General features: G+C 67.9%; 14 protein-coding genes and 1 pseudogene. 2 read left to right on the top strand and 13 right to left on the bottom strand.

What is annotated here, in order from left to right:
* Positions 1 to 187 precede the first annotated feature (187 nt).
* From ACZ43N_RS30975 to ACZ43N_RS30965, 3 genes are read right to left on the bottom strand one after another with little or no spacing between them, the layout of a single operon-like run.
* Positions 188 to 745: a TIGR03086 family metal-binding protein gene (locus tag ACZ43N_RS30975; protein ID WP_468102320.1), complete on the bottom strand. Its 558-nt coding sequence runs from the start codon at positions 743 to 745 to the stop codon at positions 188 to 190.
* A gap of 2 nt (positions 746 to 747) precedes the next feature.
* Positions 748 to 1,281, bottom strand: a complete 534-nt coding sequence (locus tag ACZ43N_RS30970; protein ID WP_468102318.1) for an SRPBCC family protein — start codon at positions 1,279 to 1,281, stop codon at positions 748 to 750.
* Entirely contained in the window at positions 1,278 to 1,640 is a 363-nt protein-coding gene (locus ACZ43N_RS30965; protein WP_468102316.1) for an ArsR/SmtB family transcription factor, read from the bottom strand. The genes ACZ43N_RS30970 and ACZ43N_RS30965 overlap by 4 nt, the downstream gene beginning before the upstream one ends.
* A gap of 307 nt (positions 1,641 to 1,947) precedes the next feature.
* Between ACZ43N_RS30965 and ACZ43N_RS30960 the strand changes: the two are divergent.
* Positions 1,948 to 2,293 (top strand): annotated as a pseudogene (locus tag ACZ43N_RS30960) (transposase family protein).
* Positions 2,294 to 2,408: 115 nt separating this feature from the next.
* Here ACZ43N_RS30960 and ACZ43N_RS30955 read toward each other — a convergent pair.
* The 8 genes from ACZ43N_RS30955 to ACZ43N_RS30920 all read right to left on the bottom strand — a co-directional run bounded on the left by ACZ43N_RS30955 (position 2,409) and on the right by ACZ43N_RS30920 (position 14,687).
* The gene (locus ACZ43N_RS30955) at positions 2,409 to 2,666 is read right to left on the bottom strand and encodes a hypothetical protein (protein WP_468102314.1); all 258 of its coding nucleotides are present in this window, start codon (positions 2,664 to 2,666) and stop codon (positions 2,409 to 2,411) included.
* Between the two features lie 365 nt (positions 2,667 to 3,031).
* Positions 3,032 to 5,968, bottom strand: a complete 2,937-nt coding sequence (locus ACZ43N_RS30950; protein WP_468102313.1) for a discoidin domain-containing protein — start codon at positions 5,966 to 5,968, stop codon at positions 3,032 to 3,034.
* Between the two features lie 92 nt (positions 5,969 to 6,060).
* The gene (locus ACZ43N_RS30945; RefSeq protein WP_468102312.1) at positions 6,061 to 7,533 is read right to left on the bottom strand and encodes a glycoside hydrolase family 32 protein; all 1,473 of its coding nucleotides are present in this window, start codon (positions 7,531 to 7,533) and stop codon (positions 6,061 to 6,063) included.
* Positions 7,534 to 7,651: 118 nt separating this feature from the next.
* The gene (locus tag ACZ43N_RS30940; RefSeq protein ID WP_468102311.1) at positions 7,652 to 9,949 is read right to left on the bottom strand and encodes a glycoside hydrolase family 3 N-terminal domain-containing protein; all 2,298 of its coding nucleotides are present in this window, start codon (positions 9,947 to 9,949) and stop codon (positions 7,652 to 7,654) included.
* A gap of 67 nt (positions 9,950 to 10,016) precedes the next feature.
* Positions 10,017 to 10,904 (bottom strand): carbohydrate ABC transporter permease, encoded by an 888-nt coding sequence (locus ACZ43N_RS30935; protein ID WP_468102310.1) that lies wholly within the window; start codon positions 10,902 to 10,904, stop codon positions 10,017 to 10,019.
* A 13-nt stretch (positions 10,905 to 10,917) separates the two neighbouring features.
* Complete coding sequence (locus ACZ43N_RS30930) at positions 10,918 to 11,724, bottom strand: carbohydrate ABC transporter permease (protein ID WP_468102309.1); 807 nt, start codon at positions 11,722 to 11,724, stop codon at positions 10,918 to 10,920.
* 261 nt (positions 11,725 to 11,985) lie between these two features.
* Positions 11,986 to 13,284: an extracellular solute-binding protein gene (locus ACZ43N_RS30925; RefSeq protein WP_468102307.1), complete on the bottom strand. Its 1,299-nt coding sequence runs from the start codon at positions 13,282 to 13,284 to the stop codon at positions 11,986 to 11,988.
* 395 nt (positions 13,285 to 13,679) lie between these two features.
* Positions 13,680 to 14,687: a LacI family DNA-binding transcriptional regulator gene (locus ACZ43N_RS30920; RefSeq protein ID WP_468102306.1), complete on the bottom strand. Its 1,008-nt coding sequence runs from the start codon at positions 14,685 to 14,687 to the stop codon at positions 13,680 to 13,682.
* A gap of 541 nt (positions 14,688 to 15,228) precedes the next feature.
* Between ACZ43N_RS30920 and ACZ43N_RS30915 the strand changes: the two genes are divergently transcribed.
* Positions 15,229 to 17,793, top strand: a complete 2,565-nt coding sequence (locus ACZ43N_RS30915; RefSeq protein WP_468102305.1) for a GH32 C-terminal domain-containing protein — start codon at positions 15,229 to 15,231, stop codon at positions 17,791 to 17,793.
* Positions 17,794 to 18,312: 519 nt separating this feature from the next.
* Here the strand turns inward: ACZ43N_RS30915 and ACZ43N_RS30910 are convergent.
* Entirely contained in the window at positions 18,313 to 19,284 is a 972-nt protein-coding gene (locus tag ACZ43N_RS30910; RefSeq protein WP_468102303.1) for a succinylglutamate desuccinylase/aspartoacylase family protein, read from the bottom strand.
* Between the two features lie 212 nt (positions 19,285 to 19,496).
* The coding region (locus tag ACZ43N_RS30905; protein WP_468102302.1) for an aminotransferase class III-fold pyridoxal phosphate-dependent enzyme at positions 19,497 to 21,403 on the bottom strand (1,907 nt) is incomplete at its 5' end.

The raw sequence follows: 21,403 nt of genomic DNA, 5'->3' as shown, positions 1-21,403 counted from the left end.
CCTTTCATGTCGCCCACCTCGACCTGCTCCGCCGCCTCAGCCGCACGACACAGGCGGCGGAAGCGTACGAGAAGGCGGTGGAACACACCGACAACGCCGCCGAGCGGGCGTACCCGTACCGCCCCCCATGTCTTCCTGCACCGCCTCCCATGTCTTGCTGACCCCGCCGACGGTGCCTTCCGGCTCGTCAGGGCTTGCGGCCGATGAAGGCGAGCAAGCGGGTCTGGACGTCGGCTCTCTCCGGCACATCGACCCTCGGTCCGTACTGCCCACTCGCACGGAGCACGTCGTCGAGCGGCAGCATCCCGTCGAGCAACTGGGCGCATTTGGCGGGATCGAGGTGTTCGTCCTGGCCGGTGGCCCGTGCCAGGTCCCAGGTGTGCATGAAGACATCAGTGGTGTAGAACCGGTCGACCGCCTGGGCCAGTGGGATCTCTCCGATGTGCGGGTTCGACAGCAGCTTGTGTGCGGTGGTCGGATCGTCGAGGAGGGCCTGCACTCCATCGCGGTGCGTCGCCCAGGCGGCCACCGGGTCATCGTCCACCGAGGGCCCTTTCGGCAGTTCGACTCCGGCGCCGGCTTTCACGAAGGCGGGGAACCACTCGACGAGGTGACGGACGACGTCCCGGGCGGCCCACCCCTCGCACGGCGCCGGGTTGTCCCATGCCTCGGGATCCGTGCCGCGCACGCGGTCGGTGAATACACGTGCCACGGTGCGGTGCTCATCGGCTGGTGTGCTCACCATGATCAAGATTCCTTTTCTGTGTGCCGGTCGGCGTTGTCGCTCAGTTGGCCGCCGAGCAGTTCGTCAAGCCGCTCGTAGCCTTCTCGGACGCCGTGATCCATGCCGCTCTTGAGCATCGAGTCGCGGGCTTCGATGGATTCCATGAGTGACTTGCCGGTGACGCGAGTGCGACCGCCGAGGTCCTCGAACACGGCCGTCTCCAGGCTGACGCCGTCCGGAAAGCCCTCGTAGGTGAAGGTCTGCACGATGCGCTCGTTGGGGCGCACCTCGTGGAACACACCGTGGAAGCCGTACTCGGTTCCGTCATCGTCGCGATGCACATAGCGATAGGAGCCACCGCTGCGCGCGTCGTAGTGGTCGATCCGCATCGTGAGCCGGCGCGGGCCGAGCCACTGGACGACCAGATCGGGGTCGGTGTATGCGCGGAACACGCGCTGCGGCGGAGCGTCGAACTCCCGGATGATCAGGATGGTGGGCAGATCCGGATCGGCCACGATCCGCGTCTCGTTGTGGTGGTGCCTGTCGGTGGTGCTCATGATGCCGCCTCTTTCGTCGGGGTGCCCGTCGCCGGCTGCTCGCCCATCTGTTCAAGGAGGGCGTCGAGACGGCGGAAACGGTCCTCCGCCTCGCGTCGGTAGCGTTCGATCCACTTCGTCATCAGGTCGAAGACCTCTGCCTCGAGGTGGCAGGGCCGTCGCTGGGCGTCTCTGCTGCGACTGACCAGGCCCGCGTCCTCCAGGACCCTGATGTGTTTGGACACGGCCTGCACCGTGACGTCGTACGGCTCGGCCAGTTCGTTGACCGTGGCGTCCCCGGCGGCGAGCCGGGCCACGATGTCGCGCCGAGTGGGGTCGGCCAGTGCGGAGAACACCAGCGACAGCCGGTCGTCGGCCACCTTGCACCTCTCGTATTCAACCGATTGGTTAAATACGCTACGGCCGGATTCCCGGCTTGTCAACCGATCGGTTGAATAGCAGGTTGTCATCAACGCCCGGCAAGAAGCGCAGAGGCATGCCAGTCCCTCGGCGACGCGAACGACGTGACGGACCTCGATCCCCCGATCACGCCGACGTGCTGGGGTCGGCTGGCCTGGCCTGGCCTGCGGCAGTCGGCGGCCGAGGCGCGGCGGCGTGGCCCGCGGCTGGGCGGAGCGGTGTCTGAGCATGAACGTGCAGGTCATTGCTGATCCGCAGGGGCGTCTGATGTGGGCTTCACCAGCCTTGGCCGGCGCCGTTCACGACGTCCGTGCCGCGCGTGAGCACGGCATCATCGAGGTACTCGCCGCGGCCAACATCAGCTGCTGGGCAGACAAGGGCTACCAGGGCGCAGGCGGCACGGTCCGTCTCCCTCACCGCGGCCGATGGGGCAGCCTCTCCACCGGTCAGCAGGCCGTCAAACCGGTCCCACGCAAAGATCCGCGCACTGGTCGAGCAGGCCATCGCCACTCTCAAGTCCTGGCGCCCCCTCCGTGAACTCCGCTGCTCGACGACCCGGATCACCAGCCTCGTCCAAGCCGTCCTGGTCCTCCAGCTCACTGCCACGGGCTGAGATCAACCCGCAGCATTCACCAAGTCCGTCAATTCGGCTTCCGTCGTCCCGGCCCGCACAGGGACGTCGAAGGTGTAACCCTCATCGCAGAACACCAGGTCGAGGTCCAGAGGTGTCAGCCTGCGGAAGACGATCGCCAACCAGATGGCGTCTTCTGCCGGACGTCCATGTACAGGCAGTTACCGTCCTCGTGCAGATACGCCTCACCGGGACCGTCCTCGGTCTCGAACTGCCATATGAGGCTGCGCACTTCGCTGCGTTGCGTCGAGTCGATCTCGACCCCGGACCACCGGGCACGGATCGCGTCAGTCAGACCATGCCGATCGATGCGCCATCCGCCCGCATCACCCTCGACCACCGCCAAGAACGTCATAACCAGGGTCTACCAGACGCCCGTGGCACAGCGTCGATCGGCTGTCGCCTGAAGTTGGAATGGGCTCAGTGTTCCTCACCGTGGACGGAGCGGTGACGACGAGCGTCCGCAGCTCGTTGGTGGTGGGTGCTGGCCTTGATCATGCGCCGAGGAGCCGGTCCCCTTGCCCCGATGGCGGGATGTCCTCGAGTTGCTCGGTAGTCGGGTGCGGACAGTGACGCGACGGAGGAGAGTCAAGGCCACGGGCTATGCCGTGGGCCTTGCCTCACCCCTCAGGCGTCGGCATGCCGGCCTTTGCCGGGCAAGGGCCGGCCGTCCGTGAAGGTCGCTGGTCACCAGGCGGTGGAGGAGACCGCCGCCCGAGGTCAGTCGTAGACGTTGAACTCCGCGACTGACCACCAGCTGCGCGCGACATTTCCGGTGTTGACGACCTTGATGTAGCGAGCTGTCTGCTTCGGGAAGGAGATCAGGTGGACGCGTTGGCCGTCCGCTACGGAAGAGACCTTGGTCCAGTCGGTTCCATCCGTGGACACGTGTACGTCCGCGCTCCGCGCGTAGTCGCTCACGCTGGCGCCGACGTCCAGCACGATCTTGTCGAAGGTCTGCGTCTGTCCCATGTCCACTTGGATCCACAGGCCGTCGTACTGCCCTGTCCCGGAGCTGTAGCGAGTGTCGGAATTGCCGTCGAGCATGTTTCCGGGCGCGTCCCCCTGGCTCGCGTCCGAGGCCGTCGCGGTCCAGCCTGTGCGCGGCAGCGCGGGGCCCAGATTCATGACGTCGAACGACGATCCGCCCGCGTCCGCTCCGCTGGCTCCCTTCACGGAGACCCTGACCTTCCCCGCGGGCAGCCCCTTCGGAACGTAAGCGGTGATGCTCGTGTCCGACCAGGTGTCAATTTCGGCATAGCTCGATCCGAAGTACACCGTGCCCAGCCCCTGCGCATCGCCGAAACCGGAACCGCGAATCGTGAACCTGGAGCGCGGCATGCCTCGCTCCGGCTTCAGATCGTTGAAGGTCGGCGAGGGGAAGCTCGACAGCTTCTTGGTCGTGAACATCGCCGAGGTGCCGCCCGGCAACGTGTAGGTGTACGACCCGTCGGTGGACATCTTGAAGCTCTTGCTCTCGGTGGTCCCGTTGAAGACCACGGCGACCTGCTCCCCCTTCCTGCTGGTCCAGGTCTTCAGTTGGAGGCCGTTCGATACCGCTGTCGGAGCTGTGATCGAGCCGGTTCCGCGCGAGGACCCGTACACCTCGATGTCGCCGATGGCCCACCAGAAACCGGATGCCGCAGTGCTGACGATGCGAACGTACTGTGCCGTTCGCGTCGGCAGTGTGACGGCTGTCTTCCCGATGCCCCCGCTGCCGCTCGCGATCGCGCTGCCCCAATCGGCACCGTCGTCCGACACGTAGATCTGGTACTTCGTGACGTAGTCGAACGAATTGTTCACGCCGGTGTCGAAGACGATCTTGTTGAAGCTCGTGGGGCTCCCCAGGTCGATCTGGAACCAGTCGCCGCTCGTCGTCCCGTGCCCGAGGCTCCATTTGGTGTTGATGTCGCCGTCGATCGCGTTCGCGGCCCTACCCCAGTCCGGCTGCGCGGAAGCCGTGGCGGTCCACTTGGCACGGCTCAGCGCCCGTCCTGTCGTCTGGACGGAGGCTCCGACCGGAAGGGAGTACGTGACCAGCTTGTTTCCGGTACGGACGGAGTTCTGATGGGGCAGCAGTGCCGGGTCGTACGTGACAGTGACCGGACCGGACGCCGACTTGAACGTGAAGTCATGTGTCGGGTCCGGGACCTTGGTCGCCGCGGGGGTGTGGCCGCTCTGCGCGGGCCCGGAGTACGTGAAGGTGACGGCGTCGCCGGCGTTCAGGGTGTAGTCGAACGAGTGTGTCCCGTCCGCGACGCTGAAGGTTTTCGCCGTCTTTCCCGAGTTGTGCGCGATCAGGACCTTCGAGCCGTCCGGGTTCTGGAACGCGACGTTCTCTATGCTGCCTTCCCCGAAGGTGTTCGAGTAGATCCGGCGGGCTCCGGGCTTGACGAACCTGCTGGCGTGAGCAAGGGCGTGGTAGTCCACGTTGTAGGACACTCGGCCGGCGGCCGGATCGATGGTGAGCAAGCCCCGAAGCATGGGGATGCCGGACGTGTCGCTGTTGAGGGGGCCCCGATCGGGGTCGAGTGCGATGTTCCACAGCATCACCCCGTTGGCCCAGTTGCGCGTGCCGTTGATGATCCACGTACCCAGTGCTTCGGTGAACGCCGTCCGGTTGCTGTCCTGCCAGACGCCTCCGGTGGCTTCCGTGATGAAGGTTTCCTTGCCCGGATAGTCGTTGTGGACCAGCGTCTGGTAGGTCGGGTCGCCGCTGTAGATGTGCCATCCGGTTCCCGCGGTGTACTTGGAGGCTGCGGGGTCGCTGAAGATCGTCTCGGGGTACGAGGGCACGTCCCAGTTGTGGTCCCAGGCAAGGATCTTCGTGGAGATTCCGTTGGCTTCGAATGCCTTGCCGATCTTCTGGATCAGTTCGGCTTCCTGGTACGCGGACAGAAACATTCCGGGCCAGGTGGGGGTGCCCATGGGTTCGTTCTGCGGGGTGATGTAGGAGATGGGCACGCCGGCTTCGCCGTAGGCTTGCACGAACTTGACGAAGTAGTCGGCGAGCGCGGAGACGTGCTCGCTCTTGAGGGTGCCTCCGATCAAGGAGTCGGAGGTCTTCATCCATCCTGGTGGGCTCCACGGGTTGGCCATGACCTTGAGGGACGGGTTGAGTGACAGGGCCTGCCGCAGGGCCGGAATGATGTACGGCACGTCATGCTGGATGGAGAAGTTGGACAGCGCCGGGTCTGCCTGGCCGGCGGGCATGTCGTCGTAGGAGTAGCTTCCGGACGCGTTGAAGTCCGTGGCGCCCATCGGAGAGCGGAGCAGGCTGAGGCCGATTCCCTTCGAGGGATCGAACAGCTTCTTCATCAGCCTGGTCCGCTCGGCAGGGGCCAGTTTGTGGATGAGCCAGGCGGCGGAGTCGGTCATGGCCGCGCCGAAGCCGTGAACCTTCTGGTACTTGACGCTGTCATCGATCTTGATCGTCAGTGGGTTGGCCGTTCTCCTCGCCTTGAACAGCACGTCGTCCTGGCCGGCGACCCACTTGTCGGCCGATACGTCCGTCAGCCACACACGGACGGAATTGTCACGTGAGGCTTGCTTCAGTGGCGGGGCGGCGATGGACTTCCCGGAAACCTGGGTCCACGCGGCGGCGACGCCGACCGCGGTGGCCAGGAACCGGCGTCGTCCGAGACCGTACGAGCTCATGGAAGATCCTCCTTCGGACCAGCTTGTTCTGTACTTGGGTGAGGGGATGGGACACGGTGCCGAGGTGGGGGATCGACCGGGTGGAGTCGGTGCTACGGCGACGTCGGCGCCGACTTCGCGGCGCTGGTGCTCGGCTCCTTGATCACGAGCGGGTGCAGTTCCCAGGCGTCGACCGCGAAGCCGAGGCGCGTCCCCGGTGCGGTGCGGGCCCGCAGTCGCCAGGGGCTCTGCCCTGTGGGGTAGAAGCGCAGGGTGAGGACCTGGCCGGTGGTGATCAGGAAGATTTCGGCGATGGAGTGGTCGACGACCACGCGCAGGTCGACGGGCCGGTCCGCCGGGCAGGGCATCCGGTGGGAGCCGCCGCGGGCTCTGCTGTCCAGTGAGGAGTGGTCGCGGTCGACGACCAGTTCATCCGCGTCGGTGTCGAGGCGGATGTCGAGGTACTCGGAGCCGTCCGGGGTGGTGACCAGCCGTAGGCCGGCGTTTCCGGTCGGCTCCAGACGTGCTGTCAGGTCGAAGGCGCGGCCCACGGTGCCGAGGTCCACCGGCCACGGGCCGTCCGTCGTGCCCACGGCGTTCAGAATGTGTCGGCCGCGCAGGGCGAGCAGCTCGGCGGCGGGCTGCTGGCGCAGTGTGCCGTCGTCGTGGACGTGGATCTCGCGGGGCAGCGTGAGCACACCGGCCCAGCCGTCCGCGACGGCCCAGCCTTCGTCGCGGGCCTCCCATGACCAGGCCCACAGCAGCCACCGGTCGCCCGGTGCGCGCAGCAGGGCCGGTGCGTAGCAGTCGGGGCCGTGGTCGGCGGGTACCGCCGGGCCGGCTTCGAAGTGGCCGTCGTGTTCTTCGCCGATCAGGGCTGCGACGCTCAGCGGGCCGGTGGGTTCGGTCCATGTGCCGAAGATGAGGGCGCCGCGCCCCTCGGCCGCCGGAAGGTACTGGGGGCACTCCCAGCCCTCGCCGGAGAGCAGCTCGGTGTCGCCGACGGGCTCAGGGCGGCGGGCTGCGAAGGGCCCTCGATAGGTCCAGATCTCGAGGTCGGGCGAGTCGTACAGGAGGGCGGCGGCGCGGCCGTCCCTGAGGGCGGCGCCGACTAGCATCCGCCAGCCGTCGCCGTCCCGCCAGACATACGGGTCGCGGTACATGGTGCAGCCCTCGGGCAGCTCGGGGATGAGCAGTTCGCCCCGCGGGGTGAAGGTGCGGCCGCCGTCGCGAGAGACGGCGGCGGTGACCGGCTGGTGCTGGAAGGAGCGGTCCTCGCGGTGCGCGGAGTAGAAGGCGACCAGATGTTCGCCGTCGGAGACGGCGTTGCCGGAGAAGCAGCCGTCGGCGTCCGGGCCGCCTGGGGTCGGGGACAGGGCGATCGGCAGCGGTTCCCAGGTCAGCAGGTCGGGGCTGCGGAAGTGGCCCCAGTGCAGGTTCGCGTGGGTTGCTCCGTACGGGTTGTACTGGTAGCTGACGTGGTAATGGCCGTCGTGGAAGACCAGGCCGTTGGGGTCGTTGATCCAGTTGTGGGGCGGGCGCAGGTGCGCCACGGGGCGGTGCGGATCACTGGGTGTGGCGGACACACGCGTGCCTTTCGGTGGGTCTGAGGGCCCGCCCCGCCGGCCCTCGATTCGGCGGGGCGGCTGGGTCGGCGGGGCGGGGGTCTTCGAGTCCGCGTACGGCCTTGTGGTGCGGAAGCGGTCAGGTTCGGATGCGGAACCGTGCGCTCAGCTGCTGCTCCCGTCGTGAGCTGGGCCCGACGCGGAGTGCGAACTCGCCCGGTTCGACCACTCGGCGGTTGTCGGCGGTGACGAGTGAGCACTGCGCGGCGGGGATGCTGAGGGTGGCGTCCAGGCTTTCGCCTGGAGGGATCTCGACCTGGGTGAACCCCTTCAGTTCCTGCTCGGCCCAGGTGACGCTGGTGGTCAGGTCGCTGATGTACGCCTGGACCGTTTCCAGGGCCGGGCGGCTGCCGCTGTTGGTGAGTCGTACCGTCGCGTCGACGGTGCCGTCGGCGGGGATGTCCGGGTCGTGCACGACGAGGTCGGAGTAGGTGACCGTGGTGTAGGTGAGGCCCTCGCCGAACGCGAAGAGGGGTTCCTGGGTGAGGTCGGCGTAGCGGTTCCCGTGCTGGCCTCGCACCTGGTTGTAGAAGACGGGCTGCTGTCCGACGTGGCGTGCGAAGGAGACGGGCAGCCGGCCGCCGGGTTCGATGAGTCCGAGGAGCAGTTCGGCGACGGCGCGGCCACCGCGCATGCCCGGGTTGAACGCCTCGACGAGTGCGGCCGCGTTCAGTGCCGAGTCCGGGAGGGTGCTCGGCTTGGACTGGGCGAGTACGACGATCATGGGTGTGCCGGTGGCGGCGACCGCGTCCAGCAGCGCGATCTGGCCTCCTTGGAGGTCGAGTGTGGCTGTCGACCGCACCTCTCCGGTCAGGGCGATGGTGTCGCCCACGACCACGACGGCGTAGTCGGCGGCCTCTGCGGCGGCGATGGCCTCCCCAAGTTGTTCCTGGTCGACGGGGGCGGGAGTGAAGACGTCCGGCTGCGGTTGGCCGTCGGGGCCGAGGGACCACCCGGTGTCCTGGTGGGGGCTTGCGATGTCGGCTCCGCGGGCGTGCGTGATGGTCCAGTCGGCGGGTGCGACGGCGCGAAGGCCGTCGAGGACCGTCTCCACCGACTCCCGCGGATGGCCTTCGGGCATCCACGGGACCTGGCCGGTGGCGCCCGCCCAGTCGCCGAGCATGGCTTCGGTGCTGTCGGCGTTGGGGCCGATGACAGCGATCGTCCGCGGAGTACCCCGGCTCACTGCGCGGCCGGTTCCGTCCGAGGTCAGCCCGCCTTCGAGGGGCAGGATGCCGTCGTTGCGCAGCAGTACGAGGGAGCGTCGGGCGGTCTCCAGGTTGAGATCGGCGTGGGCGCGGCAGCCGATCACTTGCGCCTGCCGCTCGGGGTCCGGCGTGCGCGGGTCCTCGAAGAGCCCGAGCTCGAACTTCAGCCGCAGCACCCGCCGTACCGCGTCGTCGATCTGCTTTTCCTCGACCAGGCCGCGGGCGACCGCCTCCTGCGCGCCTTCGAAGAAGGCGGGGGTGGCCATGATGAGGTCGTTGCCGGAGTTGACGGCGACCGCCGCCGCCTCGGCGTAGTCGGCGCAGGTCCGCTGGTCGTAGACCATCCGGCCGACGTTGTCCCAGTCGGTGACCAGCGTGCCGGTGAAGCCCCATTCTCCCTTGAGTACGTCGTTGATCAGCCACTCGTTCGCGGTGATGGGCACCCCGTCAATCGACTGGTAGCCGAGCATGAAGGCCCGGCAGCCGGCCCGGGCCGCCTGTTCGAACGGGGGAAGGAACCATGAGCGCAGCTTGCGTGGGCTGAGATCGGCTTCGCTCGCGTCGCGCCCACCCAGGGTCTCGGAGTAGCCGGCGAAGTGCTTGGCGTACGCCAGTACGGCGGTCGGGTCGCTGAGGCCCTCGCCCTGATAGCCGCGTACCATCGCCGCCCCGAGTTCACCGATCAGGAAGGGATCCTCGCCGAACGTCTCGTTGATCCGGCCCCAGCGCAGATCCCGGGTGATGCACAGCACTGGGGAGAACGTCCCGTGGATTCCGGTCGCCGCGATCTCGGTCGCGGCCGCACGGGCCACCCGGTGGACCAAGGAGGGGTCCCAGCTGCAGGCCATGGCCAGCTGGGTCGGGAAGATCGTCGCACCGGGCCAGAACGAGTGCCCGTGGATGCCGTCGTCGGCGGTCAGCAGCGGAATGCCGAGCCGGGTCCGCCGGGTGAGTTCCATGGCCTGAGGCATCAGGTCGGGTGACACGTGCAGGACCGATCCGGCCAGCTTGGCCGACACGATGTCGTCCAGGTCCCCGTGTTGTGCGTCGAGCATCAGCAGCTGCCCGACCTTCTCCGGCAGGGTCATCCGTGACAGCAGGTCCTCGGTTCTCGCTTCCACGGTCGCTTCCGGGTCCAGGTACACGGCAGGGCGGACCGGCTGTCCCACGTTGTTCTCCCAGTGATCGAGTGGTGAGGGGCGGAGTGTCGAAGTCCGGCGGCGGGGCGCCGGGGCGTCACTTCAGGCCGGTGGTGGCGATGCCGGCCACGAACTGGCGCTGGAAGAGGAGGAAGACGAGCATCACCGGCAGCAGGACGACCACGGCGCCGGCGAGCAGGATGCCGAAGCGGGTGAAGGACTGTCCGCTGCTGGCCAGGGCGAGGCCGACGGGGAGGGTGTACTGGCTCTCGTTCTGGGCCACGACCAGGGGCCACAGGAAGTTGTTCCAGGAGCCGAGGAAGGTGATGATCCCCAGGGTGGCGAGGGCCGGCTTGGTCAGCGGAAGGATGATCTTCGCGAAGATGGCCAGTTCGCGGCAGCCGTCGACGCGGGCGGCGTCGATGAGTTCGTCGGGAAGGGTGGAGATGAACTGCCGCATCAGGAACACCCCGAAGGGGCCGGCCAGGAACGGAAGGACCAGCCCGACCAGGGAGCCGGTCAGCTGCATGTTGGACACCAGCACGTACAGCGGTACGAAGGTGACCAGGCCGGGGATCATGAGTGTCCCCATGACCAGCAGGAACACGGCGCGCTGTCCGCGGAACTCCAGCTTGGCCAGGGCGTATCCGAGCATCGAGCAGAAGATGAGATTGCCCGCGGTGACGGCGAGGGCCACGATCACGGAGTTGGCGAACATGCTCGTGAAGTCGAGCGTGCTGAACAGCTCACCGTAATTGGCGGTCGTGGGCGCCGTCGGGATCAGGACCGGCGGTACTCGGCGGATGTCGTCCTCGGGCTTGAAGGAGCCGGAGAGCATCCACAGGAACGGCGCGATCATGAGCAGGAGGGCGCCGGCGAGCGGCAGGTACAGCCAGGGTTGGCCCCAGGTGCGACGGATGTGGCGGCGCCTCAGGGTGCGCTCCGTGCCCGGGGGTGCCGTCGGCAGGGCGGAGAGGGTGCTCATGGGGCATCAGTCCTTAATCCACGGATCGCAGCACGCGGAACTGCAGTACGGTCAGCGCCACGATGAGGACGAAGATGACGTAGCTGGCCGCCGACGCCATGTCGTAGTTGCCGTTGCCGAACTGGTTGTAGGCGTACAACGTGGCCGACAGCGTGGAGTCCAGCGGCCCACCGCCCGTCATCACGAACGGCTCGTCGAAGAACTGCAGGTAGCCGATACCTGTGGTCACGGCGGTCAACAGCAGAGCCGGACGCAGCAGCGGGAAGGTGACCCGCCAGAACCGCTGCCAGGGCCCGGCGCCGTCGAGTTCGGCCGCCTCCATCAACGACCGGGGCACGGACTGCAGACCCGCCAGCATGATGATCATGACGGTGCCGAGGTTGCGCCACACCGCCATCACGATCATGACGGGCAGGGCGAAGCGGGTGTCGGCCAGCCACGCCGGACCGTCGATCCCGAACCAGCCCAGGACGAGGTTCACCAGACCCGCGCGCGGTTCCAGGAGCGTCTTCCACACCACGGCGACGGCCACGATGCTGGTGATCACCGGAAGGTAGAAGCCGACCCGGAAGACTGCCCGGAAGCGGCGGACGCCCCGGTCGAGGGCGACGGCAGCGGCAAGCCCGGCGGCCAGCGTCAGAGGCAGGGCCACCAGGACGAACACGCCCGTGTTGCGCAGGGCCGTGAAGAACTGGTCGTCCTGGAAGAGCCGTACGTAGGTGTCGAAGCCGGTGAACGAGACGTTCAGGGGTGTGCGCAGGTCGGCGCTCTTGGTGTCGGTCAGGCTCATCAGCAGCGACCACACCACCGGCACCAGCATGAAGACCGCGAACAGCGCGAGGAACGGGGCGGCAAGGATCCAGGCCGCCCGTGCCTGCCTGCCGCGCGCCGGGCTCCGGAGCCCGGAGTGCCGGCGACCGGCACTCCGTTCCGGAGCCGGGCTCCGGAGCCCGGAGTGCCGGCGACCGGCACTCCGTTCCGGTCCTGCCGTGCTCTGCTTATGGGTGTCGCCCCGCCCAGGGAGCGTTTTCGTGGACATGGATGTCATCCGTCCGTACGAGGGGTCCTCACCTGGCGGCTCTCAGCGGCCCGTGCCGATGCTGGTGGCCTTGGACTGCAGCGTCTTCTGCGCCTCGGCGACGGTGGCCTTGCCGAGGGCCAGCTTCTCCAGCTCGGAGTCGATGACGTCGGCGACCTGCTGCCAGGTCGTGATGGCGGGCTGTGCCTTGCTGACCTTGAGCTGCTCCTCGAACGCCTTCATGTTCTCGTCCTCCGTCAGCTTCCCCTCGGTCCATGCCTGGGGCGAAGGAGGCAGGCTGCCGGTGACCTTGGCATAGGCCGCGAGGTTGGCGGGCTCGGTCAGGAACTGGGCGAACTTCCACGCCGCGTCGGGGTTCTCGGCGTCCTTGAACACCGCCAGGTCGCTGCCACCGGCGAACCCGGCGGGCTGCTTGGTGTACGGCACCGGGATGGTCTTCCACTTGCTGTCCAGCTCGGGAGCGTCCTTGTGGAAGCTGCCTCCGGCCCACGCGGCCTGCTGGTAGACGGCGATCAGACCGTCCCGAAAACCCTGCAGGTCGTCCGGCTTCTCGGTCGATGCCATGCCCTCCTTCGGAACGCTCGCGTAGTACTCCAGCGCCTTGGCGACCTCGGGCGAGTCGAAGGTGAACTTCCCGGTCTTGGCGTCGTAGATGTCACCGCCCTCCTGCCACACCATCGGCAGCCAGAACACCCAGGAGTTGAAGCCCAGCACCAGCCCGGTGGCGTGGCGCAGCTTGGGGTTCTCCTTGCCGGCGGTGGCCTGGATGGCCTTGAGGTCCTTCAGGTATCCCTCCCGATCACCTGCCGGGGCCCCCTTGATACCGGCCTTCGCGGTGAGGTCGGTCCGGTAGTAGACCACCGTGGTGTCGGCGATGAACGGGACGCCGTAGGAGGTGCCCTTGTACTTCGTGGTGTCCCACTGGCCGGGGTAGAAGTCCGACGGCTTGATCGCTGCCGGGGTGGCCTGGAAGGCGTTCATGGCGGCCATCTCGGCCATCCAGGTGGAGCCGATCATGGATATGTCCGGAGTGTTGCCGCCGGCGACCGCGGTGGTCAGCTTGTCGTGGGCGGCGTCCCAGGGAACGGCGGTGATCTTGACGTCGGCGTCCGGGTTCTCCTGCTCGAACTTCTTGGCCAGGTCCTTCAGGTTCTCGTCGGGGTCGCCCATGGACCACATGACCACCGTGCCCTTGGCCTTGCCGGCGCCGAGCTTCGCGGGCGCATCGTTGCCGGGCCCGGAGTCGTCGCTCCGCCCGCAGCCGGTGGCCACCAGGGCTGCTGTGACGGTGACGCACAGGGTCTGGACGGTTCTGACAGCGTGACGGGTGGTTATACGCATGATGCGGCTCCTAGCCGTTGAGCGATACAGAGGCGGGGCGGCGAAGGGTGGGAGCGGGCGGACGCCCTGATGGGGCAGCACACGAGTGGAGACCGTCTGCGACGGCAGCGGCATCGGCGGTCAGCCGCAGGTCGCGGCTGGAGCATCCGATGCGGAGTGTGCAGCGCCTGGGCGGGTGGCCAGGCGCACCGTTCGGTGTCCCGGATCGGGAATGTGCGGGGGGAAAGGTGCATGTGGGCGGTGCTGCGCGAACGCAGGCGCAGCCGCCCGGAGTTGTGAGGAAGGCGAGGGCGAAGAAGTTGGCCGGGGTTTCAAGGAGACGGGAGCGGTGCGTCACCGGCAACGCACCGCCCGGCTGCGAGGCACCGTCCTTTGGGCATCGCGCTGACGTCGCGTCAGTTCGAGCGTGGCTGTGACGTCGAGCGACGGACCACGAGGCTGGTGGGAACGATGCGCGAGGAGGCGGCCTCCGGCGATCTCCGCACGTGGTCGAGCAGCAGACGGGCCGCGGCCTCGCCCATTTCCCGCATCGGCTGGCGGATGGTGGTCAGGGCCGGGTAGGTGTACGACGCCAGCTCGACGTCGTCGAACCCCACCACGGCGACATCCTGCGGAATCCGAAGACCGGCCTCGTGCAGGGCCGCGAGCACGCCGGCCGCCAAGGGGTCGTTGTGCCCGAAGACCGCGTCGAACTCCACGCCGTCCGCGAGAGCCCCGGCGACCGCGCTCCGACCGTCGTCGAACAGGAAGTCACCGCAGATGATTCTGCGCTGGTCGAGATCGATCCCGGCCTGCGCGTAGACGTCGACGAAGCCGCCCAGCCGTTCCTGAGTACAGCCGTACTCCTCGGGACCGGTCACCACCAGAGGGCGCCGGCGGCCGATGTCCAGCAGGTGGCGCGCCGCCTGCTCACCGCCCTCCCGATTGGTGGTGGCCACGTAGGGGAATCCCGGCCGCTGGAAACGGTCGTCGATCAGCACCACCGGCAGCCCGGCTTCGTGCAGTTCCGTGATGGCTCCCAGGGCCCCCTCGGGCTCTATCACCAGCAGACCGTCGAACGATTTGGCGGCGACCTGCAGGCCCAGCCTGCGCAGCGACTCCTCACCGCGGTTCACGGTCAGCACGCGCAGCCCGAAGCCCTCGGTCTCCAGCGTTTCGACGACCGCCTGCACGATGCCGGCCCAGGCCCAGGCCATATCAGGGACCAGCATGCCGATCATCTGCGTCGTGCCGCGTGCGAGACCCACAGCTCCGGCGCTCGGCACATAGCCGAGCTCCGAGATCGCCTCGCGGACCTTCAAGACGGTGTTCTCGTTGATCTCGCCCTTGCCGTTCAGCACCCGCGAGACCGTCGTCTTGCTGACTCCGGCCCGTGCGGCCACGTCGGCGATAGTGACTCCCATGTCACCTCCCCTCCCTTCCTGCAGAGGCGGAAGACTTCCTCCCGCACCGAAGGGCCGATCGTACAGAGACCCTTGGAACCGGTACCGGAATCGGTCCCGGAACCGGTTTCGGTACCGGTTCCGGAAGTGAAGCACCGAGAGGCCCGACTGGTCAACAGGCCGGAAACAACTCGTTAATCTGACCGACCTGGATCGCGACCAGGTCGCGGAAGCCTGCCGCTTCACCACCCGGGTCACCGCTCTGACCTGCTCGTTTGTCGACCTGAACCCGTCATGGCGGAAGCGGTGGGCGCAGTCCGCGACCTCGGAGTCGCCTGACTGAACGCAGGCTCGTACCGGAGCAATCGTGCCCAGACCGTTGACGCACTGGCCGGATCGCGCCTCATAATCGGGCACTCGATGTCATCGATGACACAAGTCATCGTTGACATCTCGATCGGCGGCGTGGACGACGACGCCGACCTGAGACGTCACTTTTCGGTCCGTCCGTGCCGGGGCCGCAGTCACCGCTGCCCGGACGACCGCGGGACAAGGAGACACCATGAGCTCTGTACGCGTATCCCGGCATGCCCGCATACGGATGATGGCGGCGGTGGCGACCGTCTGCGCCCTGTCCGCGGCCCCGCTCGCCCCGCAGTCGGCGGTCGCGGCTGACACCCCGTCGTACGCCGAGACCTACAGACCCCAGTTCCACTTCACCCCGGAGAAGAACTGGATGAACGACCCGAACGGGCTCGTGTACTACAAGGGCGAGTACCACCTCTTCTACCAGTACAACCCGAACGGCAACTCCTGGGGCGACATGTCCTGGGGGCACGCGGTGAGCAAGGACCTCGTGCGCTGGGAGGAGCTGCCGCTCGCCCTGTCGCACGACGACGAGGAGATGGCGTTCTCCGGCAGCGCGGTCGTCGACTGGAACAACACCACCGGCTTCGGCACGAAGGAGAACCCGCCGATGGTGGCGATCTACACCAGTGCCTACAAGAACGGCGGCAAGCAGGCCCAGTCCCTCGCCTACAGCACCGACCGGGGGCGCACCTGGACCAAGTACCGGGGCAATCCCGTCATCGACATCGGCTCCAAGGACTTCCGCGACCCCAAGGTCCAGTGGTACGCGCCGACCAAGAGCTGGCTCATGACGGTCTCGCTGTCCGAAGAGCACAAGGTGCGGTTCTACTCGTCCAAGAACCTCAAGGACTGGAGCCTGCTCAGTGAGTTCGGGCCGGCCGGCGCGACGGGCGGCGAGTGGGAGTGCCCCGACCTGTTCCCCCTGGCGGTCGACGGGGACAAGAAGAACATCAAGTGGGTCCTGGTCGTGAACATCAACCCCGGAGGTATCGCGGGCGGTTCGGGCTCGCAGTACTTCATCGGCGACTTCGACGGCAAGAAGTTCACCGCCCAGGACAAGGGCACCTACATCCCGCCCACCGGCACGGTGGTGCAGGACTTCGAGAGCACCGGCTTCGGTGAGTGGACGACGACCGGCACGGCGTTCGGACAGGGACCGGCCGCCGGGGCAGTCGACTGGCAGGGGCCCGTTACCGGCTTCGAGGGCAAGGGCCTGGCCAACAGCTTCCACAACGGAGACGGCACCACCGGCACCCTCACCTCCCCCTCCTTCACCGTCGACAGCCCTTACCTGAACTTCAAGATCGGTGGCGGGCGGCATCCGCACGAAGCCGGAACCGTTCTGGACGCGTCTCCGCCCGAGGGCACGGTCCTTGCCGACTTCGAGGGCGGAACGTACGGCGACTGGACGGCGGCCGGGGACGCCTTCGGCACCGCACCGGCCACCGGCACCCTCCCCGACCAGGGCCAGGTCTCCGGCTTCCTGGGAGACGGGCTGGCCAACACCTTCCTGAACGGCGACTCCACCACCGGCACTCTCACCTCGCCCGAGTTCACCATCGACAAGAAGTACGTCAACTTCCTCATCGGCGGCGGCAACCACCCGGCTGGCTCCGCCAACCCCACTGCGATCGAGCTCCTCGTGGACGGCGAGGTCGTCCGCAGCGCCACCGGAAGGGACGCGGAAGCGCTCAACTGGGCGACCTGGGACGTCGGCGACTTCGCCGGAAAGAAGGCGCGGATCAGGATCGTCGACGACAACACCGGCGGCTGGGGTCACCTCAACGTCGACCACATCGTGCTGTCCGACACCAAGGCGCCGCGGGTCTCCACGGAGACGTCCGTCAATCTGATCGTCGACGGCGAGGTCGTACGCAGCGCCACCGGCACCGACAGCGAGACCCTCGACTGGGCCTCCTTCGACCTGCGCCCCTACGCCGGCAAGCGGGCACGGATCCAGGTCGTCGACATGAACACCGGCGGCTGGGGTCATGTCCTGGCCGACCGGTTCACCGAAGCCGACAAGCCGGCCAAGTCCGCGCTGCAGCGAGCCGACTGGACCGACTACGGCAGGGACTACTACGCGGCCGTCTCATGGGAGAACGCGCCGGCCGGCAAGCGCTACATGATCGGCTGGATGAACAACTGGGACTACGGCCTCTCCATCCCCACCTCCCCCTGGCGCGGCGCACAGAGCATCCCCCGGGAGATGGCCCTGCGCACGGTCAACGGCCGGATCCGGTTGACCAGCAAGCCGGTGGGCAGCCTGGAGTCCCTCCGGAACAAGCGTCCGGTGACGGCGTCCGGCGTCACCGTCAAGAACACCTCCAAGCCCCTGCTCAGTCGTACGGCCAAGGGCAAGGCACTCGACATCGAGGCGACCTTCTCCCTCAAGGACGCCGAACGCTTCGGCCTGAAGGTGCGCACCGGCGCGGGCGGAGAGGAGACCGTGATCGGCTACGACGCCACGACGCAGGAGCTGTACGTCGACCGCTCCCGCTCCGGCGCCGTGGACTTCCACAACGCCTTCTCCACCGGCGTCCAGACCGCCCCCCTGAAGCCCAGGAATGGCAAAGTAAAGCTGCGCGTCCTCGTCGACTGGTCCTCCGTCGAGGTCTTCGGCGGCAACGGCGAGGCCGTGATCACCGACCAGATCTTCCCCGACCCGTCCAGCACCGGCGTCGAGGTCTTCGCCGAGCGCGGCACCGCCACCCTCGACCAGCTGCGGGCGTGGCAGCTGAGGTCCATGTGGAGGTGAGGAGCCGTCAGGGTCGGGTGCCAGGCGGCTGAGCCGACAGCCGGGGTCGTGCTCCACCTCGGCGACGTCCAGGTCCGCCTGGCCAGGGGCCCGACGAACACCAGCACGTCATGGCCTGGAACGGGCTCGTCGAGGACGCCGAACCTCAAGCCCGGCCGACCGGATCCTCAACGGTGCCAGCGGTGATGTGGACGAAGCCGTCGTACCGACCCGCCCGTATGCCCGGCGCCGATGTCGTAGGCACTTGCGGCGCGACCTCGATACGCCGTGCGGCTGCCATAAGACTTGTCGAGGGTCCAGATCGTGCCGCGGAAAGAAGCCCTTCTCAGATGAAGAGCGAATCGGGTCGTAGCCGTGTTGAGGGCAGCCGTCGTGGAGCCGGTCTCCCAGGCCGGGGCCGTGCTGTTGGTGGAGACAGTCCGCAAGACCGGCTTGGATACGCGATTCTCCTGGAAGGAGCGAAATGGGGCCATTTCGGTGGGGTAGGGGGATGGGATCAGTGGGCGGGCGTGCAGTCCGTCAGTGGTGCGGGGTGGCGATGGCGGCGAGATGCGTGCCGGGGCGGACGGAGAGTCCGTTCATGCCGTAGATGATCGTTCCGGTGGCGATGGCGGTGACCTTGTGCTCGGCGCCGTCGACCGGGTCGATGATGCGGCCGATGGTCTGTCCCTCGGTCACCTCGTCACCGGTGACCGCGTCCGGGTACCAGAGGCCTGCGGCCGGAGACTCGACGTCGCCCGTCCAGATCCAGTCCCGCGGCTGCACGGTCGCCGGCTTGAGGTGCTCCGACGCCTCGATGACGCCGAGGTGGTGCAGGATCCGGTACAGGGCGTCGAGCAGCCTGTCCACGGTGGCCGGGTCGCGGTCGCCGAGTTGCCCGGTCTCGACGAGGATCGCGGGGATACCCTGCCGGTTCGCCGCGGCGTGGCTGTTGCCGCCGTCCGGGCTGGTGCCGAAGACGACCAGCTCGTATCCGACCGCGTGGGCCATCGCCCTGTTCTTCGCGTCCAGCTCGTCGTCGCCGGTCAGGCGGTAGCCGACGAAGTCGAGCAGGTGCTGGTCGATGCCGCCGCTGTGCAGGTCGATGTAGGCGTCGGCGCCGTCGATCAGGTTCTCGAACAGCCAGGCCGCCATCCGGTCGGTGGGGCCGCCGTCCTTGTCGCCGGGGAAGACGCGGTTGATGTTGACGCCGTCCAGCGGGGAGATGTTGAGCCTGCCCCCGTAGACGGCCGGGGGGTTGGACACGGGGCAGATCACCAGCTGGCCGGCGATCTCGTCCGGTTCCAGCAGCCCGGCCAGGCGGGTGGTGGCGTCGAGGCTGATGAACTCGCCGCCGTGGACACCGCCGGTGATCACCACCCTGGGACCCGGGCGGGAGCCGTTGACGAGGATCAGCGGAACGTCCACCGTCGTGGTGCCGAGGTCGACGGACAGGCTCCCGCGGGTCTTCTGGCCGGGCTCAGCCCTCAGCGCGCCGATGGTCAGGGTCATGTGATTCCTCTTTCTGACTCAGGCCGCGGAGCGGCCGTTTGCGGTGATGAAGTCGATCGACTGGGAGGTGCGGCGCTCCGGGGCGAGGTCCGCGGCGATGCCGCCCATGGCGGGCGAGGGCTTGAAGGCCTGGCCGGAGCAGCCGGCCCGCGGGGCGCTTCTCGCTTTCGCGGGCCGCTCTCGTTCGCTGTCTCAGTGGACGGTGGTCCGTCTCAGGGCTGAACGGCCGAGCGCAGTTCGGGCAGGGACAGGACCTCGTCCAGCGCGTCGACGTAGAGATCCACGTGTTCGCGGCGGAAGGTCATGGGCGGTTTGATCTTCAGTACGTTGTCGTGCACGCCGTTGGGGAAGACGATGACGCCTCGCTCCTTCATGAGTTCGGTGACCAGGAAGGCCTGCTCCGTGGCCGGCATCTTGGTGGTGCGGTTGCGGACCAGTTCGACGCCGAGGTAGAGCCCTTTTGCCCGCACGTCGCCGATGAGCGGTTGGCGCTGCTGGAGTTCACGCAGCGACTGGGCGAAGTACCCGCCCACGCTCACGGCGTTCTGCCTCAGCCCGTCCTGCTCGACGATGTCGAGCACGGCCTCGCCGATCGCGCAGGAGACCGGGTTGCCGCCGAAGGTGTTGAAGTACTTCATGCCCGTGTCGAACGCGTCGGCGATCTCCCGGGTCGTGACCACCGCCGCGAGGGGGTGCCCGTTGCCGAGTGGCTTGCCCATCGTGACGATGTCCGGGACCACCCCCTGGAGCTCGAACCCCCACCAGGGCCCCAAGCGTCCGACGCCGACCTGGACCTCGTCGGAGATGCACAGGGCGCCCGCTCGCCTGGCAGCGGTGAACACGCCGTCGAGGTAGCCGTCGGGGAACACGATGTTCCCACCGGATCCCATCAGGGACTCGGCGATGAAGGCGGCCGGGGGTCGGCCGTCGGCCGTGATCCGCTCGATGACGGCCGCGGCGTCGCGCGCGTACTTGGCTCCGGCGTCCGCGTCGTCGTACCCGTAGGTGCTGCGGTAGCGGTCCGGGATGACGACCTCGTGGGTGGTCGCGGGCGCGCCGGCGCCGCCGGGGCCGTTGTAGCGGTTCGGGCTGATCCCGGTCACCACGCCGGTGTTGCCGTGGTACGCGCCGTCGATGTTGACGATGTGCCGGCGCCCTGTCACCTGGCGGGCGATCCGCAGCGCCAGGTCGTTGGCCTCGCTGCCCGTGCACACGAGGAAGACGACCTCGAGCGGGTCGGGCAGGGTGGCTACCAGCTTCTGTACGTAACTGGCGATCTGCGGGTAGACGAAACGGCTGTTGGTGTTGAGCTTGCGCAGCTGTCGTGTGGCGGCGGCCGTCACGCGTGGCTCGGCATGGCCGACGTGGGTGACGTTGTTCAGCGAGTCCAGATAGGCCAGGCCGTCCTCGTCGTGGAACCACACGTCCCGCCCGCGCACCAGGTTCATCGGGGTGCGGTAGTAGTTGCGCTGGGAGCGAGCGATGTGGCGACGGCGCACCGAGACGACGTCGTCGATGGTGGGGGCCGCGGCGGGGGACTCGGTGAACCCGAGGAGCCGGGCGGGGTCGGGTGACAGGTGGCTCCACACCTGCCGTGCGGAAGGCGGCACGACACGAGGCGGCGGCCACGTGGCCATCCGCGCGGTGCGGTGGACCTGCACCTGGACGCAGGATCCGAGCGGGTCCTTCTCCTCGCTCGCGGCGGCGCGTCCCAACAGCGCCCCGGCCGGGACCGTCGCCGCAACGGGCGGCGTGTCGTCGAGTCCCCACCAGCACGTCCAGAACTCCAGCCCCTCGACCGTATGTCGCAGCACCAACGGCATACCGGCGCCACCGCGGGCTTCGACGACGCCGGGCAGCGGGCTGGCAACCTCCTCGGCCTCTGCCAGGATCAGCGAGCCGCCGACCTGAACCGTCGCGGGCTCGTCGGCTCCCGGGCGGCGCCGGTCCCCCAGGAGCAGCGATGCGCTGAGGTGGGGCACGTAGCCCCGTCGCCGTCGTCTGTCGAGGACGTCGTCGATGCTCGCGCGCACCGCCCTCGCGTCGTGCCAGTCGACTTCGTCGTAGAGATCACTTGCCGGTCGCAGGTCGAGCAGCTGCGGGACCGGTGCCTGCGGGG

This window comes from Streptomyces sp. NPDC030814 (assembly GCF_055572155.1).
This window is presented reverse-complemented; position numbering and strand designations above follow the sequence as displayed.

What these genes read in the sequence shown, in the direction of transcription:
- ACZ43N_RS30975 (WP_468102320.1), bottom strand. Translation starts at nt 745, where the DNA reads ATGGTGAGCACACCAGCCGATGAGCACCGCACCGTGGCACGTGTATTC.
- ACZ43N_RS30970 (WP_468102318.1), bottom strand. Translation starts at nt 1,281, where the DNA reads ATGAGCACCACCGACAGGCACCACCACAACGAGACGCGGATCGTGGCC.
- ACZ43N_RS30955 (WP_468102314.1), bottom strand. Translation starts at nt 2,666, where the DNA reads ATGACGTTCTTGGCGGTGGTCGAGGGTGATGCGGGCGGATGGCGCATC.
- ACZ43N_RS30950 (WP_468102313.1), bottom strand. Translation starts at nt 5,968, where the DNA reads ATGAGCTCGTACGGTCTCGGACGACGCCGGTTCCTGGCCACCGCGGTC.
- ACZ43N_RS30935 (WP_468102310.1), bottom strand. Translation starts at nt 10,904, where the DNA reads ATGAGCACCCTCTCCGCCCTGCCGACGGCACCCCCGGGCACGGAGCGC.
- ACZ43N_RS30930 (WP_468102309.1), bottom strand. Translation starts at nt 11,724, where the DNA reads ATGCTGGTGCCGGTGGTGTGGTCGCTGCTGATGAGCCTGACCGACACC.
- ACZ43N_RS30925 (WP_468102307.1), bottom strand. Translation starts at nt 13,284, where the DNA reads ATGCGTATAACCACCCGTCACGCTGTCAGAACCGTCCAGACCCTGTGC.
- ACZ43N_RS30920 (WP_468102306.1), bottom strand. Translation starts at nt 14,687, where the DNA reads ATGGGAGTCACTATCGCCGACGTGGCCGCACGGGCCGGAGTCAGCAAG.
- ACZ43N_RS30915 (WP_468102305.1), top strand. Translation starts at nt 15,229, where the DNA reads ATGAGCTCTGTACGCGTATCCCGGCATGCCCGCATACGGATGATGGCG.
- ACZ43N_RS30910 (WP_468102303.1), bottom strand. Translation starts at nt 19,284, where the DNA reads ATGACCCTGACCATCGGCGCGCTGAGGGCTGAGCCCGGCCAGAAGACC.